Annotated in this window: 15 protein-coding genes; all 15 read right to left on the bottom strand. The window is 67.1% G+C overall.

What is annotated here, in order from left to right; translation table 11 throughout:
* Position 1 precedes the first annotated feature (1 nt).
* Positions 2-757, bottom strand: coding sequence for a flagellar biosynthetic protein FliR (locus E0E05_RS07780; protein ID WP_131616198.1), 756 nt, complete (start codon positions 755-757; stop codon positions 2-4).
* Entirely contained in the window at positions 754-2,820 is a 2,067-nt protein-coding gene (flhA, locus tag E0E05_RS07775) for a flagellar biosynthesis protein FlhA (protein ID WP_131617947.1), read from the bottom strand. The genes E0E05_RS07780 and flhA overlap by 4 nt, the downstream gene beginning before the upstream one ends.
* Positions 2,821-2,930: 110 nt before the next feature.
* Entirely contained in the window at positions 2,931-3,197 is a 267-nt protein-coding gene (locus E0E05_RS07770; protein ID WP_131616197.1) for a flagellar biosynthetic protein FliQ, read from the bottom strand.
* 27 nt (positions 3,198-3,224) lie between these two features.
* Positions 3,225-3,623 carry a flagellar hook assembly protein FlgD gene (gene flgD / locus E0E05_RS07765; protein WP_131616196.1) on the bottom strand — a complete coding sequence of 133 codons (399 nt, stop codon included), beginning with the start codon at positions 3,621-3,623 and terminating at the stop codon, positions 3,225-3,227.
* Between the two features lie 22 nt (positions 3,624-3,645).
* Positions 3,646-4,077, bottom strand: a complete 432-nt coding sequence (gene flbT, locus E0E05_RS07760; RefSeq protein ID WP_131616195.1) for a flagellar biosynthesis repressor FlbT — start codon at positions 4,075-4,077, stop codon at positions 3,646-3,648.
* Positions 4,074-4,421, bottom strand: coding sequence for a flagellar biosynthesis regulator FlaF (flaF, locus tag E0E05_RS07755; RefSeq protein WP_131616194.1), 348 nt, complete (start codon positions 4,419-4,421; stop codon positions 4,074-4,076). Before flaF ends, flbT begins: the two co-directional genes overlap by 4 nt.
* A 20-nt stretch (positions 4,422-4,441) precedes the next feature.
* A complete protein-coding gene (locus E0E05_RS07750; protein WP_131616193.1) occupies positions 4,442-5,482 on the bottom strand; it encodes a flagellar hook-associated family protein in 1,041 nt (346 codons plus the stop codon).
* A 4-nt stretch (positions 5,483-5,486) separates the two neighbouring features.
* Positions 5,487-6,950, bottom strand: coding sequence for a flagellar hook-associated protein FlgK (gene flgK / locus E0E05_RS07745; RefSeq protein ID WP_131616192.1), 1,464 nt, complete (start codon positions 6,948-6,950; stop codon positions 5,487-5,489).
* Positions 6,951-7,053: 103 nt separating this feature from the next.
* On the bottom strand, positions 7,054-8,304 hold the full coding sequence (locus E0E05_RS07740) for a flagellar hook protein FlgE (RefSeq protein ID WP_131616191.1): 1,251 nt from the start codon (positions 8,302-8,304) through the stop codon (positions 7,054-7,056).
* A gap of 34 nt (positions 8,305-8,338) precedes the next feature.
* Complete coding sequence (locus E0E05_RS07735; RefSeq protein WP_131616190.1) at positions 8,339-9,073, bottom strand: response regulator transcription factor; 735 nt, start codon at positions 9,071-9,073, stop codon at positions 8,339-8,341.
* 192 nt (positions 9,074-9,265) lie between these two features.
* Positions 9,266-10,618, bottom strand: a complete 1,353-nt coding sequence (locus tag E0E05_RS07730) for a flagellar hook-length control protein FliK (RefSeq protein ID WP_131616189.1) — start codon at positions 10,616-10,618, stop codon at positions 9,266-9,268.
* The gene (locus E0E05_RS07725; protein ID WP_131616188.1) at positions 10,615-12,039 is read right to left on the bottom strand and encodes a hypothetical protein; all 1,425 of its coding nucleotides are present in this window, start codon (positions 12,037-12,039) and stop codon (positions 10,615-10,617) included. Before E0E05_RS07725 ends, E0E05_RS07730 begins: the two co-directional genes overlap by 4 nt.
* Entirely contained in the window at positions 12,036-13,427 is a 1,392-nt protein-coding gene (locus E0E05_RS07720; RefSeq protein ID WP_158629303.1) for a MotB family protein, read from the bottom strand. The genes E0E05_RS07725 and E0E05_RS07720 overlap by 4 nt, the downstream gene beginning before the upstream one ends.
* The gene (locus E0E05_RS07715) at positions 13,424-14,218 is read right to left on the bottom strand and encodes a hypothetical protein (protein WP_131616186.1); all 795 of its coding nucleotides are present in this window, start codon (positions 14,216-14,218) and stop codon (positions 13,424-13,426) included. Before E0E05_RS07715 ends, E0E05_RS07720 begins: the two co-directional genes overlap by 4 nt.
* Entirely contained in the window at positions 14,211-15,851 is a 1,641-nt protein-coding gene (gene fliF / locus E0E05_RS07710) for a flagellar basal-body MS-ring/collar protein FliF (RefSeq protein WP_131616185.1), read from the bottom strand. The genes E0E05_RS07715 and fliF overlap by 8 nt, the downstream gene beginning before the upstream one ends.
* Positions 15,852-15,862: the final 11 nt, after the last annotated feature.

The raw sequence follows: 15,862 nt of genomic DNA, 5'->3' as shown, positions 1-15,862 counted from the left end.
GTCAAATTCCCCTGTAGAGGCCTTCGAAATTGCTGCCGAACACGTCCAGTATGAATGGCAGATTGAAATAAAGGATGATCAGCGCGCCGAGCAGCATCGCCGGCAGCGCCACGAAATAGATCGGGATCTGCACCGCCAGCTTGTTGAGCGCGCCGACCATCAGATTGGCGATGATCGCAAAGCCGATGAACGGGCTTCCGAGCCTCAGCGCGATCGAGAAGGTGATCGCCAGCGTGTCGACGAATTCCTCGAGCAGCGCGGCGGTCGACGGGAAGGCGCCAGCGGGAAAGGCATCGTAGGAGGCAAGCGCCGCGCGCAGCACCACATGGTGGAAGTCGACCGCGAACAGGATCATCAGCGCGGTGAACGAGACGAGTGCCGTCATCGCCGCCTGCGGCTCCTGGCCCTCGATGTTCGGGCCCAGCATGCCGCCATAGCCGACCGACATGGCGACCGCCGACATGATGAATTCAAGCGCCAGCAGGTAGACGCGGGCGATCAGGCCGATCACGCCGCCGATCAGCAGTTCGGCGACGATGGCGCGCGAAAGCCCGTCGAGGTCGGCGGCATCGATGCGCCCAAGCAGTTCGTCGGCCATCAGCGGAAACAGGGCCACGGTCAGCGCGACGGCGGCCAGGAGCCGGATGCGCACGGCGACGCGCGCGCTCGAAAAGCCGGGAATGACCATAAGCGCCGCGCCGATCCGGCAGAACAGAAGGAAGCCCGCGACCAGATAGGCTTCCGCGACCGCGTTCACGACAGCGTGCCCACGATCCGGATCTCGATGCCCTTGCCGATCTCCAGATGCGACATGACCGCGACGTCCGGATGCATGCGCTCGACGATCATGCGCACATAGGGCCGCGCCTCGGGCGTGGTGACGATGGCGATGCGGTTGTGCTTGGCCTTCTGGGTGACGATTTCCTTGCCGATCTCGTTGCCGAACTCCTCGAGCTGGCGGGGATCGATGTCGAACTGGACGATGTCACCGGTCGTGCCGTCGCGCTTGAGCGCCTCGCGGAAGGCGAGCTCCCAGCGATTGCCGAGCCGGACGATGTTGAGCACGCCGTCGACGGTGAGATCGCCGCACAATTGCTGGGCCATGCGGGCGCGCACATGCTCGACGATCGTCTCGGACTTGCGCGTCGTTGGCGCGATCTCGGCGACGGCCTCGATGATCAGCGGCAGGTTGCGGATCGACACGCGCTCGGCGAGCAGCAGCTTGAGCACGGCCTGCAGGCCCGGATAGGTGGCGTGGGTCGTGCAGATCTCGTCGGCGAGCTTGCGGTACTCGGGCTCCATGTCGTTGATCAGCGTCTTCATCGCCTTGTAGGAGAACAGCTGCGGCAGGTTGTTGCGCACGACCTCGCTCAGATGGGTCAGGATGACGCTCACATTGTCGGCGGTGGCGATGTTCATGCGGCGCAGATCGTCGCGGAAGGTCTCCATCACCGACAGCGCCTCGCCGCCGAAGGCCGGCTCGCGCACGACCGTATGGGGAATGCCGACGATCTGGGCGGGGTCTGCGAAGGCAAGCAGCTCGCCGACACGCAGTTCGTGCTCGACCACCGTCGTGCCGTAGATCTTGATCCGGTACGCCTTGGGCGGTGTGTCATGCTCGTCGACGAGCTGCACGTCCGGCACAACGAACCCGTATTCGGCGGCGAAGCGCTTGCGCATCTGCTTCATGCGGTGCGCCATGTCCTGGCGCTTGGGCAGGAGCTGGGTGGCAAGCTGCTTGCCGAGCGAGAGCTGGATCTCGGGCACGGCGAGCGAACTCTTGACCGAATCGCGGGTCTCGCGCTGCTTGGCTTCCTCCTCGTCGGCGATCGCCTGCTGCTTCTTCTCCTCCTCGGCAAAACGCAGCATCGGCCGGATGTAGGCGACGGCGGCCATGCCGGCGGCGAGCAGCAGGAACGGGGCGGCCGGCAGGCCCGGCATCAGGCCCAGGATCACCAGCAGGCCGGCGGCGACCGACAGGGCGCGCGGATAGTTGCCGAGCTGGTCGAAGACGATCTTGTCGGCCGAGCCCTGGTTGCCGCCCTTGGAGACCAGCAGGCCCGCCGCCAGCGAGACGATAAGCGCCGGGATCTGGCTGACGAGGCCGTCGCCGACCGAAAGCTTGGTGAACACATCGGCCGCCTCGCCCATCGACATGCCGTGCCGGGTGACCCCGATGACGATGCCGCCGACGATGTTGATGGCGGTGATCAGAAGGCCGGCGATCGCGTCGCCGCGCACGAACTTGGAGGCGCCGTCCATCGACCCGTAGAAGGAGCTTTCCTCCTCCAGTTCCTTGCGGCGGCGGCGCGCCTCGGACTCGTCGATGACGCCGGCCGAAAGGTCCGCGTCGATCGACATCTGCTTGCCGGGGATGGCGTCGAGCGTGAACCGCGCGCCGACCTCGGCGATGCGCGTCGAGCCCTTGGTGATCACGACGAAGTTGACGACGACGAGGATCAGGAAAACGACCAGGCCGATGACGAAGTCGCCGCTCATGACGAACGAGGAAAAGCCCGCGATGACGTTGCCGGCCGCGTGAACGCCCGCATGGCCTTCCGAAAGGATGGCGCGTGTCGTCGCGATGTTCAGCGACAGGCGCAGCATCGTCGAGATCAGCAGGATCGTCGGAAACGAAGAGAAGTCGAGCGGTCGCGGGATCCACAGCGCGACCATCAGAATCAGGACCGAGAAGGCGAGCGAAACGGCCAGCCCGACATCGATCAGGAAGACCGGGACGGGCAGGAACAGAAGCGACAGCACCATGATGATGCCGACCGCGAAAATGATGTCGTTGCCGTGCGACGACGGCGCCTGCATCGGTATCTGAACGTTCGCCAAGGGCCCTCACTCCAGGCTTTCATAGCCGGATGGGGTCATCCTGATCGGCGGGGCTTGCACGGGGCTTGTCGAATGCCCGTTCGGACCGATCAGAAGCCGGTCTCGATGCGTCCGTACAGGACTTCGGTCATGCGGCCGATCTGCGCGCCCATGAAGGCGGCCGAAAAGGAGATGGTGACGAGAATCACGACGATCTTCGGAATGAAGGTGAGCGTGATCTCCTGCACCTGGGTGAGCGCCTGGAACAGGGCGATCGCCACGCCCACGAACATCGCCGCGAAGACCGATGGCCCGGCGGCGACCAGCGTGGTCCAGATGGCAAGCTGGATGATCTCGATGACGTCGGCTTCAGCCATCGCGGCGCTCGCTGCGGCGCGCCACGATCAGCGGACGGTCAGGCCGGGGCCGACCGGAAGTTCCGCGCCATTGTCGAGGACGGCGATGGCACCGTCGCTGAGGATGCGCATCTCGCTGATGACGCCCGAGGTCAGCCCGTCGGCGGAGGTGACCGAACGGCCGATCAGCGAACCGGCCTGCTGGATCGAGGACATCTGGATGAGATAGTCGAGCTTGTCGTTGAGCTTGGTGGACTGCTCGACGTTGGAGAACGAGGCAAGCTGGGCGATATATTCGGTATCGCTCATCGGCTGCGTCGGGTCCTGGTTCTGCATCTGGGCGACCAGGAGCTTCAGGAAGGCGTCGTAGTCAACGGTCTGCGGCCCGCCGGTCCTGGCAGCCCCGCCTGCGCCCGTCACGCCCGTTATCGCGCCGATGTCGGTCATCTTGCCACCTGCCGGTCAATTGTCATGCGGCGGCAGTATCGCATCCCTTCCTTTCGCCACGCTTGCGGTCGAGGATTTCGTCCTCGCGGGCGAACAGGGCGCGCAGTGTCTTGAGCGCGTCGAACGGCCTGTCCTGGGCGATCATCACGTCGACATCCTTCAGACCCGCCAGGATCTCCTGGTTCTCGAAGGTGGCGAGCAGCGCCGTGACCGAATCCTTGTAGAGCTTGAGCGCGGCCGGCTTTTCGGACGGCGACATCAGCATGATCTGGATGATGAAATAGAGCTGGCGCAGGGGCGTAGTCGCCTCGTCGGCCTGCATCACGTGCGCCTCGAGCAGGAAGTCGACATCGTTGAGCAGTTCGATGCCGACCTTGCGGTCGGCCCGCAGCACCGCGCCATTGATGAAGACGCGTTCGTTCGCCTTCAGGAACAGCTTGAACGTACCCTTCATTGCAGGCCGTCCCTGAGGATCATGGTGATGTCGCGGATCTGTTCGACCGAGCCGCCCTCGCCCTGCCGCACCGATTCGGCTTCCTTGAGGATCCAGATGCCGATCGAGATCAGGCTGGCGCGCAGATCGTCGGGCAGCTCGTTGTCCGTGCCGGCAAGGTCCTGCAGCAGGTGGGTCCAGATGCGTACCGTGAAATGCATCGCCTCGACGGCCGCCAGCGACTGCGGGCCTTCGGCCAGGGCCTTGTCCATCATGGCGATCGACTGGTCCAGCAACTGGTGCTCGCGCTCACGCGACCCGACCAGCGAATCGGACTCGATCTCGGCGTAACTGACTTGGATCATGTTGGCCTTCCTGGCTCTTCTCAAAGGTAACGCAGAATACTCATTTGCTGGATCCGGCTGGTCGTGGCGTAGGAGGCCTCGATCTGGGTCAGCAATTGGGTGATGCGGGTGGTGATTTCGTACTGATCGAGCCCTTCCAGGTTTCCGGTCAGCTTGGTGAGGACGTCGATCTGCCCGGTCAGGGTCTTGTTCTGGCCTTCGATGCGGTTCTCGATCAGCCCGACGCGAGCCTGGGTGCCGGTGATCTCGGCGCCGCCCGACTTGGCCTTGGTGATGGCGAACAAGCCGGCGCTGTCGCGAGCCTCCTGCGACAGGGGCGCCGAATAGAGTTCGCGCGCGACCACCGCGCTCAGCATCAACTGGCGAAAGCCCTGCTCGTTGGCGGAGACCGAGGCGCCCGTCGTCACGTTCGGCCCGATGCGGGCGGTCACCACCTCGTCGGTGGCGCCCGAATAGTTGGCCGCCCATCCGGCTCCCTCGAACTGCGGGGCGAGCACGTTTTCGAGGAAGTCGGTCATCTGCGCGCCGGTGATGGCGGCCGCGGCGGGATCGGTCTTGGCGAAGCCGAAATGGCCGGTGAAGGCCGCGTTGAAGGCCGCTTCGCCGGCTCCGCCGACATGATCGGCGATCGGCGAATTGCCGGTGTTCAACCCGCCGAAGATGTGCACGCCGCCGACCTGCGTGTTGAGCAGGCTGGTGATCTCCTCGATGGCCGCCTCGGATTCGGTGACGATGACGGGACGCTGCATCTCGTCGCCCAGCGACAGGCCGATCGTGTTGACCAGGTCGTCGGAGATGGCGTTGAGCTTGTCCATGACGGTCTGCGACATGTCGAGGCGCGAGGCGACCACCCCGTTGGTGTCGGTCAGGCGCTTGAGTTCGGCCATGTCGGACTTGAACGAGGTCAACTCCTCCGACCGGGCGCCGAGCACGAGGCCGCTGTCGGCATGGACGCCGGTGACCACTTCCTCCTGGAGCCGGGCAAGCTCGGCCTGCATGCTGGCGGTGGCGCTGCGGGCCGCGTTGAACAAGGAGTATGTGGCGGTGTGCTGGATCTTCATCGCCTTACCTCACCGCCGCGAACAGTGCGTCGTAAAGCTGGTCGACGACCCGCATGATCCGGGCCGAGGCCTCGTAGGACTGTTCGAGCGCGATCAGCTTGGTCATCTCGTCGTCGATCGACACGCCCGTCTTGGCCAGGAAGTCGCCGGACAGCTTGTCGTGCAGCGCCTTCTTGCTCTGGGACGCGAGGTCGGCCGACGAGCGCATGTTCTCGATCCAGCCGATCGAGGCACCGGCGAGGCCCGATACCGACCGGTCGCCGGGGACGCCGGCAGCCGGGTCGATGGTCCGCGGCGCGTCGATCGCACCGATCAGGCCGATGATGTTGTCCGAATAGGCCGCTCCGCCGGTGGTGTTGGCGATGTAGGCCGCACCATTCGCTCCGCCGTCGCGCAGAAGCATCGGATCGCCGCCGAGGTCGGGATCGAAGGCGGCATTGACCGAAAGCGTGCCTGCGATGCCGGGGACCATCGTGCCCGCCGGGGGAACCGCCGGGCCGCCCGCATAGGTGAACAGGCCGGCAAGCGGGGGCGCGCCGCCACCGGTCTGGTCGGTCTCGGCGAAGGTCTCGACGAGGCCGCGGGCGATCTCGTCGAGCTGCGCCTGCTGCTGGACGGCGACGGTGTCGCGCGCCTGGATCAGCGCGGGCAGCTTGCCCGACGCGGAGGTGTTGGCGCCCTGGCCGACATGCAGCGGCACGCCGTCGATGCGCAGCGGATTTCCGGTCGTGGTGGCATCGTAGGCCGCCTGCGCGTCGAAGCTGATCGCGCGCGGAACAGTCTCGAACAGCGTGATCCCCTGCCCCGCGAAGAGCACCATGTCGTTGTTGTCGCGGGTGACGACCGAAATCGAGACATATTCGGACATCTGCTTGAGCAGCGCGTCGCGCTGGTCAAGTTCGTCATTGATGTCGCGGCCGGTCCGCGTGCCGCTGACCACCTGGCTGTTGACCTGCTCGAACTGGTCGAGCAGGCCGCGCAACTGGTCGACGCCCGCCGCGATGTCGCGGTCGATCTGGCCGCGGAAGGCCTGCACATCGCGCGAGGCGCTGCTGATCGAGCGGGCCAGATCGCGCGCCGCATCGACGCTGGCGGCGCCAAGGATCGAGTTGGACGCGTCCGACGAAAAGACCTGCAGCGCGTCGCGCAGCGCATCGATCTTGGTCGCGGGCGAATTCTGGTTGTCGACGCCGTTGACGATCGTCTGAAGCCGCGAGGCCGCGTCGCCGATCACGGACTGGGCGGAACTGTCGGACAGCGCCGAAAGGGCGCTGCGGAAGAGCGCGGGCTGGTCGGCCCGCTCGATCGAATAGACGCGAGCCCCATATGGCGCGGTCGACACGCGCGCGTCGCGGCGCACATAGTCCTGATTGCCCGCGTCGGAAATGTTGCGCGAGGCGAGCTGTGTCTGCTGGGACACATTGAAGAGCGACGACTGCGCTATCTTGATGGCGGCTGTCAGCGTCATGACATTTCCCTGCCAGGCACCCCGGGAACAGGCTTCATCGAATTACCAAAGCCAGCCGACACCACCCCATCATGCCCCACATGCTGGCCCTTGAGGCGCAAAACTAGCGCTTGAGGGTTAACAAGACGTCCATCAGCTCCGAACCGGTCTGAAAGACTTTCGAATTTGCGGTGTAGTTGCGCTGCCCCTCGATCATCTTGGTCAGTTCCTCGGCGATGTCGACGTTCGAGGATTCCAGCGCGCCGGACACGATGCCGCCCAGATCGTCCTCGCCGGGAAAGCCGAGCCGGACATCGCCACTGTCCTCGTTGGCGACGAAGATGTTGCCCGACAGCGACGTCAGCCGGTCCGGGCTCATCACCGTCGCCAGCGGCACGCGGAACAGCGGCCGCAGCGTCTCGTTCTCGTACTGGGCGTAGACGGTGCCGTCGGCCGCGATGTTCAACTCCTCGACCGAGGATGGCGCGTTGCCATCGACGGAGACGTCGTAGGCGGTGAAGTCGGCCGAAAGCTGGGTGCTGCCCGCCATGTCGAAGGTCAGCGTCTGACCGTCGGGCACGGGCACGGCGATCGTCGTGGCGCCGTTGGGCTGCCCCGTCGTGCCGTCGAAGGTCACGGTCTGGGTCGCGAGCGGACCGGCGCCATAGGGGAAGTTCGTGCCCGGCGCGGCCTGGGCCTGATCGAAGACCGCGACCTCCCAGGTGTTGGCCGCCGTCTTGGTCATGTAGACATCGAGCAACTGCGAGCCGCCCAGATTGTCATAGGCCAGAACGGACGATTTGTGGGTGAACTCGGCGGCCGCCACGTTGGTCGAGGGCAGCGGCGCGGCGGAGGCCGGCTCATCGGCCGGGAAGTTGACCCTGAAGTTGCCGAACTGGCTGGGCGTCGCGGTCATCTCGGTGTTGTCGAGACGCACGATCTCGGTGCCGTCGAGGCTGTTGGCCGTGACGGCGGGATCGCCATTGTCATAGCTGTAGCCGGCCAGATAGTAGCCGGCCGAATTGACCAGACGGCCCTCCTCGTCGGGCACGAACGATCCGGCGCGCGTCATGAAGGAGGAGCCGTTATCGTCCTTGACGACGAAGAACCCGCCACCATCCACGGCCAGATCAAGGCCCGAATTGGTGAACTGCATCACGCCCTGCTGGGAGATGTGCTGGCGCACATTGGTGATGATGCCGCCGGAGTTGTGGCTGTTGGGCAGATTGTTGACCACCAGCGTCGAGAACTCGACGCCGAGCTTCTTGTAGCCGGTGGTTGCCGAATTGGCGATGTTGTCGGCGACCGTCGCAAGCTTGCTCGCCTGACCCTGCATGCCGGACACGCCGGTACGCATCATGCCGTAAAGACTCATCGGACGGACTCCTTCTCGCGAATGTGCGAGAAGGTTACACCGCCAAGCTTGCCCGAGGCTGCTCGACGATCTCGGCCGCACGGCCGGCGGCGCGCAGCGCCTCGATGTCGAGCCGGTAGCCGAGATAACGGCGCGAATCGATCACGTTGACGCCGAGCGCCTTGGTCAGCTTCTTGCGAAGCTTGGAGATGTGGCTTTCGATCACGCACTCCTCGACATGCTCCTCGAGGACACCGTAGACGGCGTTGTAGACTTGGGTGCGCGAGGCGCGGCGCTCGCCATTGCCGGCCAGATACTCCAGCACCCGGCGCTCGCGACGCGGCAGCGGGAACGGCTTGCCGTCGATCAGCGGGTCACGCCCGTCCATGAACACGCGCAGGCGGCCGCAGTCGATGTAGGTCTTGCTGTCCTGCGCGCGGCGGCGGATCGCCGAGATGCGGGCGAGGATCTCGCGGACGTGCACCGGCTTGCGGACCACGTCATCGGCGCCGATGTCGAACCGCTGAAGGGTCTCGTCGAGCGAACCGGTCTCGAGCATGGCGATGATCGGAACGCGCGTCCGGGCGCGGAGCGCGTTGATAAGTCGATCCTCGTCGTTTGTCTTTCCAATCAGAAAAGACTGAATGCTTTCGAGCTCGTCGGAAGTACTGCTTTCAAGCCAGTCTTCGACCTCCAAAGAATTCATTCCGAAAACGGAATAGCCAATACGAGAAAACATCCCCCGGTATGCGTCCAGCACCGCATCCCGGTCGTCGACAATCACGATCATATCTGTTGCCCGCCAATCAAATCCCCAGTCGATGCACTATTGCTATGACCGTACGGAAGGGCCCTCACCCCCCAAGATTTCATGGGTTGCCGGAATGCAACGAATCGAAACTGCGCCGCTCGCAGCGCCGAAAACCCTTTTGCGACAAGGCCCGGGCAAGTCTCGCCGATCGCGTTAACGGGTCGTTAACCATCAGATAATGATTCGACCATCGCCGCTTGACGTCTGCGCTCCGCCGCGTGGTGGGCCGCCCGCATCGGTCGGCTCGCCGTGCGTCATGGCGCCCGAACCGGGCCGCTGACGCCCGCCTTCGTCACGGAAGGCTTCGCCCTGCGCGGCCGACCCGTCGCGCGCGGCACCGCCGTCGCCGGGCTGGCGGGCCTGCATGTCACCGCCGACTTCGACGCTGGCACCGGCAAACGCGCCGCCGAGCGAGCGCAGCACACCGGCGATGGCATCCTGATCCGATCCAAGGACGCGCGCCGCCGAGGCGCTGTCGGGGGTCAGCGTGACGTGGACCTGTTCACCGGACAGGCGCATGGTGACGTTGACCTGGCCGAGATGGGCCGGCTGGAGCTGGATGCGCAGCACCGACATTGGCTGGCCCTGCACCGGCGTCGCCATGACCCGCGCCACGTGCGAGGACACCGCCTCGCGCATCGATGCCGGCAGGTCGCCCTCGCCTGCGAGCGCGCGGCCCAGATCGACCGGAACGACGATCGGCTGCGGTCTTGCGCCATCGGCGGGTATGGGCGCGGGCGCGGCAAGACCTGCGGCGGGCTTGGCGCCCTGCCCCGGCTGGCCCTCGAACCGCACCACGCTCTCCTGCATGGCGGCCGCTTTGCCCTTGTCGAAGGCGTTGTCGGGCGATCCGCCTTCCGGCCTGCCGCCGAATGCCGCCTCGATCGCCGCGCCGACATCCTTCTGCGCGCCACCGAGAACGGTCTGCGCCATGGCCTTGTCCGCTTCGAGCGCGCCGGTGCGGACGGAAAGCATGGCTTCGCCGTCGATCCTGCCGCCACCGCGCTGCGGGGCGGCGCCAGCGCCGCGCGCACCCTGGGCTTCCTGCGGGCCCACGGTCTTGGCATTGAGCAGCGACATGACGGCCATCACCGTCGCGACCGGGCTGCCGCCAGCGCCTTCTTCGCCCGCCTTGCCGGCCTCGCCTTCGGCCCCCGCCGCCTCGTCACCATCGCGCGTTCCCGCCTTGTCGCCGGTCGAATCGACGTCCTCGGTCGAGGTCTTCGCGCCGATCTTCGGATCTACCGCCGACGCGGTTGCCCGAACCGACTGGCCTTCTCCGCGTCCTTTGACCTTCGCGTCGCCGGCCGTTTCGCCGCCATCTGCGGAGCGGTCGCCCTTTGACGCAGCATCCCGTTCCTCAGCCTTGCCGGCGCGGGTTTCGGGCGAACCATCGGCCGCCTTGCGGGCCTTGCCCAGCGCGGAGGCGAAGCCATCGCCGGACTGGCCGGCGGCCGCCGCGGCGCCCCGTGAGCCCGCAGCCGCAACGCCCTGCTGACCCGGCATGATCGCAAGCTGACTCATTGACCCTTTTCCTCCAGCACGGTCTCGACATCCCGGAGCATGTCCCGGGCGCTCGACATGAAATCGCGGTGCTCTGCCGGCACGGCGTCGACGCCGTCTGCCTCGTCGGCACGGGCCGGAACAGCCGGTGGCGTCTGCGGCTCGCTGTCGGCGACCGGCGCGGTTGCCCGGGCGGGAAGCACAGGCTCGGCGGTCGTGCCATAACCCGGCAACACGGTGCGAACCTGGTCCTCGTCCGGCTGCATCGGCAGATCGAAATCCTCGTCATCCTGCGCGGGCGGCGCGCTGGCCGCCTCGACGGCCTCGGCTTCGGGCGCATCCGGCGTCGCTTGTTCGGCCCTGCGGTCGCCCGGCCGCGTCATCTCGCGGACGACGGCCCGCGCCACCTCGAGCAACTGCCTGTCGGCCGGCGGCAGCGCCTCGGCATCGATCGCGTCGAGTTCGGCCGCGACCTTGCGGTGATCGGCGGAAGCGATATTGGCCATCAGCGCGTAAAGGCGTTGCCGCAGCGTATCGGCGGGATCGGGCGGCGAGACGTCGGTGCCGGCGATGGCGGCCTGACGCGCTTCGATCTCGTCGCTGAAGCGGGCCTCCAGAAAACGCACCAGCTCGAAATTGCCGGCAACCGTTGCGGCCCGCATCTGGCGCGCGACGATCGAGCGGCGATGGGCGGCCGGCATGAAGGAAATGATCTCGGCAAGCCGCTCGTGATGGTTCGGCTGCATCAAGGCCTCGCCACCGGCGACGAGCGATGTTGCGAAGTCGGATGCGTAGGGCGAATCGATGAATGTGCGCGCATAGCGGCTCGCTGCGACCAGGAAGGCCGCATGGTCGCCGGCGGCCGTGTGCAGCGGCATCAGGCGGCGCAGGGCGGATTCCTCGACGAGCGTACCCGGCGCGAGCAGCAGGGCCTGGCGCAGATAGGCGGTCTGCGCGGCCGCATCCTCGGCGTTGATGCCGTTGAGCAGCGCCAGACCGGCGCCGAGCATGCCGCCGATCGCCAGCGGGCTGGCGCGCGGATCATCGCTCACGCGGCGGCCGATGAGCGCGGCCGCGACCGCGTCGGCGACGACCTTTTCCGTTTCGCCTTCCAGATGCGGTGCAAGCGCATCGTACAGCATCGCGAAGGTGGCGGGATTGCCGCCGCTGACGGCGTAGGCGAGCACCGCGCGCCGCTGATCCGGCTCGGAGAACGAACCGGTGTCGATGGCGGCGAAAATTCCGTCAATGATGCGCAGCGTGCTGGGCTGGACCTGGAAGGCCGAGGGATCGCCGCCGGCGATCTGGTCCTGGATATGATGCAGCGAGCGGACCGCGCCGAGCGGCCGGGTCGGAATGTCCGAGGCGGCGAAAGACGGCACGGACGCGGTGACGGCGGCGGCGCCCAGGGCCAGCGGCGCGATCAGGCGCGCGACGGTCATTGCTCGCCGAGCTCCAGCAGGATGTCGATGCGGCGGTTGCGGGCGCTGAGCGGGTCGGCGGCGTCGGCCAGATCGCGGTCGGCCTTGCCAGTGACGGCGCGGAACCGGTTTTCGGGAACGCCGCCGCGCACCAGCATGTAATAGGCGGCCCGCGCACGATCGCCCGACAGCTGCCAGTTGTCGGACGTGCCGGGCGCGAACTGCCGGGCGTCGGTGTGCCCCTCGATGCGGATACCGCCGGCGCGCGCGCCGATCACCCCACCGACCTTTTCAAGCGCGACGACGAGCGGCCCCGACGGCACGGCCGATCCGATCTCGAACATCGGAATCTGCAGATTGTCGGTCAGCGAGATCAGGATGGCGTCGGGCATCGCCTCGACGGTGAGCTGTTCGACCAGCACGTTGCCGTCACCGAAGGCCCGGGTCAGCGCATCGGTCAGTTCGGTGCGCAGCTGTTCGGCTTCCGCGATCGCCTGGGCGGAGGGATCGGCCGGGTCGGCGGACTCGCTCTGCCCGTCGGGCGGCGTATCGACTTCACCGGCCGCGGTTTCGGCTTCCGCCAATTCGATGGGGGCCGTATCCGTTTCGGCCGCAGTGGCGCCTTCGGCCGTATCGGGCCCTGCCGATTGCACGGGCCGATCCGTGTCGCCCTCGAACGCGGGTCGCTCCGCATCGCCGGTGGCGGTCTCGCCGGATGGCTCTCCGAACCGCTCGGACAGGTTCGCCGGGACCGGCTCGGCATCGGGATCGGTGCCGACCGGCACCGTCTCGCCGGGCTGCCCCTCGACCGCCGGCACGGGCGGCTGTCCGGTCTCAGAGAGCGGCGAGTCGGACAGGGGCTGGCGCGGCATGTCGGTCCACCGCTCGGGCGCGAACGGATCGAAGAACGTCTCGGCGGGGGCGTCGCTCTGTTCGGAGGACCACGACTTGAAGCCGCTCATCGGCTCGCCGTCGGCCGCATCGCCGGCTTCGTAGCGGCTGGCGATCTGATCGAGCGATTCGTAAGGGTCGGCGAAGAACTCGGCGTCGCCGGTCGGGGCGCCGGTCTTTTCGGCCTGACCGCCGCCGGCCGCATCGGTCTCGCCGGAGCCGGCCTTGCCGGTGCCCTCGGAGGCGATCACCTCGATCTCCTGAATGCCCTGCGCGTCGTAAAGGCCTTTCACCGAGCGGTTGCGGTCGACCAGCTTGACCGGGTTGAAGTAGCTGGCGACCGCCTGCTTGGTCTCCTCGTTGGCGGCGTTGACCAGCCAGAGCACGAGGAACAGGCAGAACATCGCCGTCATGAAGTCCGCGAAGGCGATCTTCCAGGCGCCGCCGTGATGATCGTCATGATCATCGTGGCTGCGCTTGATGATGATGATTTCCTGATGATCCTGCGCCGCGCTCACGAGCCCTCTCCCAGAAGCAGCGGCCGCAATTCGGCCAGCCGGGTCGACAGCACCGCCTGATCGGCGATCGCAACGAGTTCAGGCCCGTCTGCGACGGCAAGGTCGGGCAACGCCAGCCCCTCGGGCCAGCCATCGCGCACCGTGTCGAGCAGGTCCTGCGGGCCGGAGAGTCTGACCGCGACACCCCCGCCCGCGCGGATCATGGCGGCGACTTCCTCGCGGAACCGGTCGATCGCGGCCGTCTCGACGGCGGCCAGAAGCGGATGGGCGAGAATTGGACCGAGCGCGGCCGTGACGGCGGCGGCGACGGTTTCGGCCATCGCCGGAACCGCTTCGGCGCCCAGGCGCGCCAGCTCGTCGGCATGCGCCTGCCTGAGCGCGGCGATCTCGGCCTGCAATTCCGCGATGATCGCATCCTTGTCCGGGCCTTCGGGTTCGACCGGCTCCGGTTCGGCGTAGGCGACCGCCTCTTGTGCAAGAGGCTCAGGCTCGACCGGCTCCGTCGGCGGCTCGGTGGCCATTTCGGATTGCGGCTCGCCCGCCGTCTCGGGCGCACCGAACGCGTCGGTCAGCATCGATTGCAGAGCCACCGCGTCCGCCGCGCCGCCGGCTGGCGCCATGCCGTGGGGGAAATCCCGATCGAGCGTGCGCTGCTGGAAAGCCTCGGTCACCGGACGGGGGCCGAGAAGCGGCTCGAAGGCGTCGCCTTCACCCCGCGGCATTGCTCCGGACGCGTGCTGGCGCGGATCGTCCGCGAAGTCGGGCAACAGCGCCTCGAACACATCACGCATCGCTCGTGGCCGCCTCGTTGTTCAGCCAGCGGCGCAGGATCTGCGCGGCACGCTCCTCGTTCATGTCGATGATGCGTGAAAGCCGCTCCTCCGGCGCCGGCTTCAGCCGGATCGATTCGGCGGCCATGTCGGCAAGTTCGTCACCGCTCGCAAGACCCGCCTCACCCGCCGAATCGGCGCTGTGGTTGGACAGGAGCGGCGTCTCGCCGGCCTCGACCCGCGCGATCTGATCGGCGAACTCGGCCGAGCGCAGCGTCGCGATCATCGGCCGGACGGCCAGGAAGATCACCGCCAGGATGGCGACGACGAAGGCGAGCGCGTTGATCACGGTGCCCAGATGCTCGCTGAGCGAGGCCATCGCACCGGGCGCGGATGAACCGCCCTCGGCCACGCCCTCGACGAAATCGAGCGCGGTGACGTTGAGAACGTCGCCCCGGTCGTCGACGATGCCGGCGGCGGCCGCGGCGACGGTCCGGATCTGGGCCAGACGCTCCTCGATCTGCGCGGGCTCCAGCGGCGTGCCATCTGCCGCCACCAGCCGGGCGCGATTGACCACGACGGCGATCGAAAGCCGGTCGACGGTATAGCCGCTCGAAACGGTGGCCGTGCGCTTGGAGCTCAGCTCATAGTTGGTGGTTTCCTCGCGGCGCTCACTGCGCTCGTTGGTGCTCGGCCCGGCGCCGCCCTCCTGGACGTCCTGGGGCAGATCCTGCTCGACCGTGACCGGATCGGAGGCGAGCTGCTCGGTCGCCGCATCCTCACTGCGCACGATCTGCACGGAACGCTCCACGCGGCTGTCAGGATCGAAGACGGTCTCCTCGACCTGGCGCTGGTCGGTGTTGATGTCGGCCTGCACGCTGACGCGGAAGTTCGCGCCGCCGAGCGTTGCGGCAAGCGCCCGATGGATGCCGTCGGCGACCTGGTTCTCGACGGTCGCCTCGATGCCGATGGCGCTGGAGGCCGAGTTGGTCAGCGGATCCTCGCCGGCGGCCAGAAGGCGACCGGCCGAATCGAGCACGGTGACGTTGTCGGCGACCATGCCCGGAACGGCTGCGGCGACCAGATGGCGGATCGAATTGGCCCGGCTCTCGACGCCGGCGCGGTCGAAACGGATGATCACCGAGGCGGTCGGCACCTGCTCGGCGCGGCGGAAGTTGCCGCGCTCGGCCATCACGATATGCACGCGCGCGCCCTTGACGCCGCTGATGGTCTGGATCGAACGGGCGATCTCGCCCTCGAGGGCGCGCACGCGGGTCACCTCCTGCATGAAGGAGGTCAGCCCCAGCGAACCCAGATCGTCAAACAGTTCGTAGCCCGCCCCCGCGCTCGACGGCAGGCCCTTTTCGGCAAGGATCATGCGCGCGCGGCCGGTCATGCCGGCCGGAACCATCAGCGTCGTGCCCTCGGCGTTGACGTCATAGACGATGCCAGCCTCGCCGAGCGCCAGACCCATGCGGGTGACGTCGTCGCGCTCGAGACCGACATAGAGCGGCTGGTAGGCCGGCCGGTTCAGGAAAATCGAACCGACGCCCACGGCGAGCAGGACCAGGACGAACACGCCGCCCAGCAACATCAGGCGGCGCGGGCCGAGAGCCGACAGATTGGCGAGAAGGGTCTTGAGGTTTTCAGGCACGAACGATCCCC

The organism is Roseitalea porphyridii (assembly GCF_004331955.1).
GTDB classification, from domain to species: Bacteria; Pseudomonadota; Alphaproteobacteria; order Rhizobiales; family Rhizobiaceae; genus Roseitalea; species Roseitalea porphyridii.
Note: the sequence above shows the minus strand (reverse complement) of the source record. Positions and strands in the feature narration are given on the sequence as shown.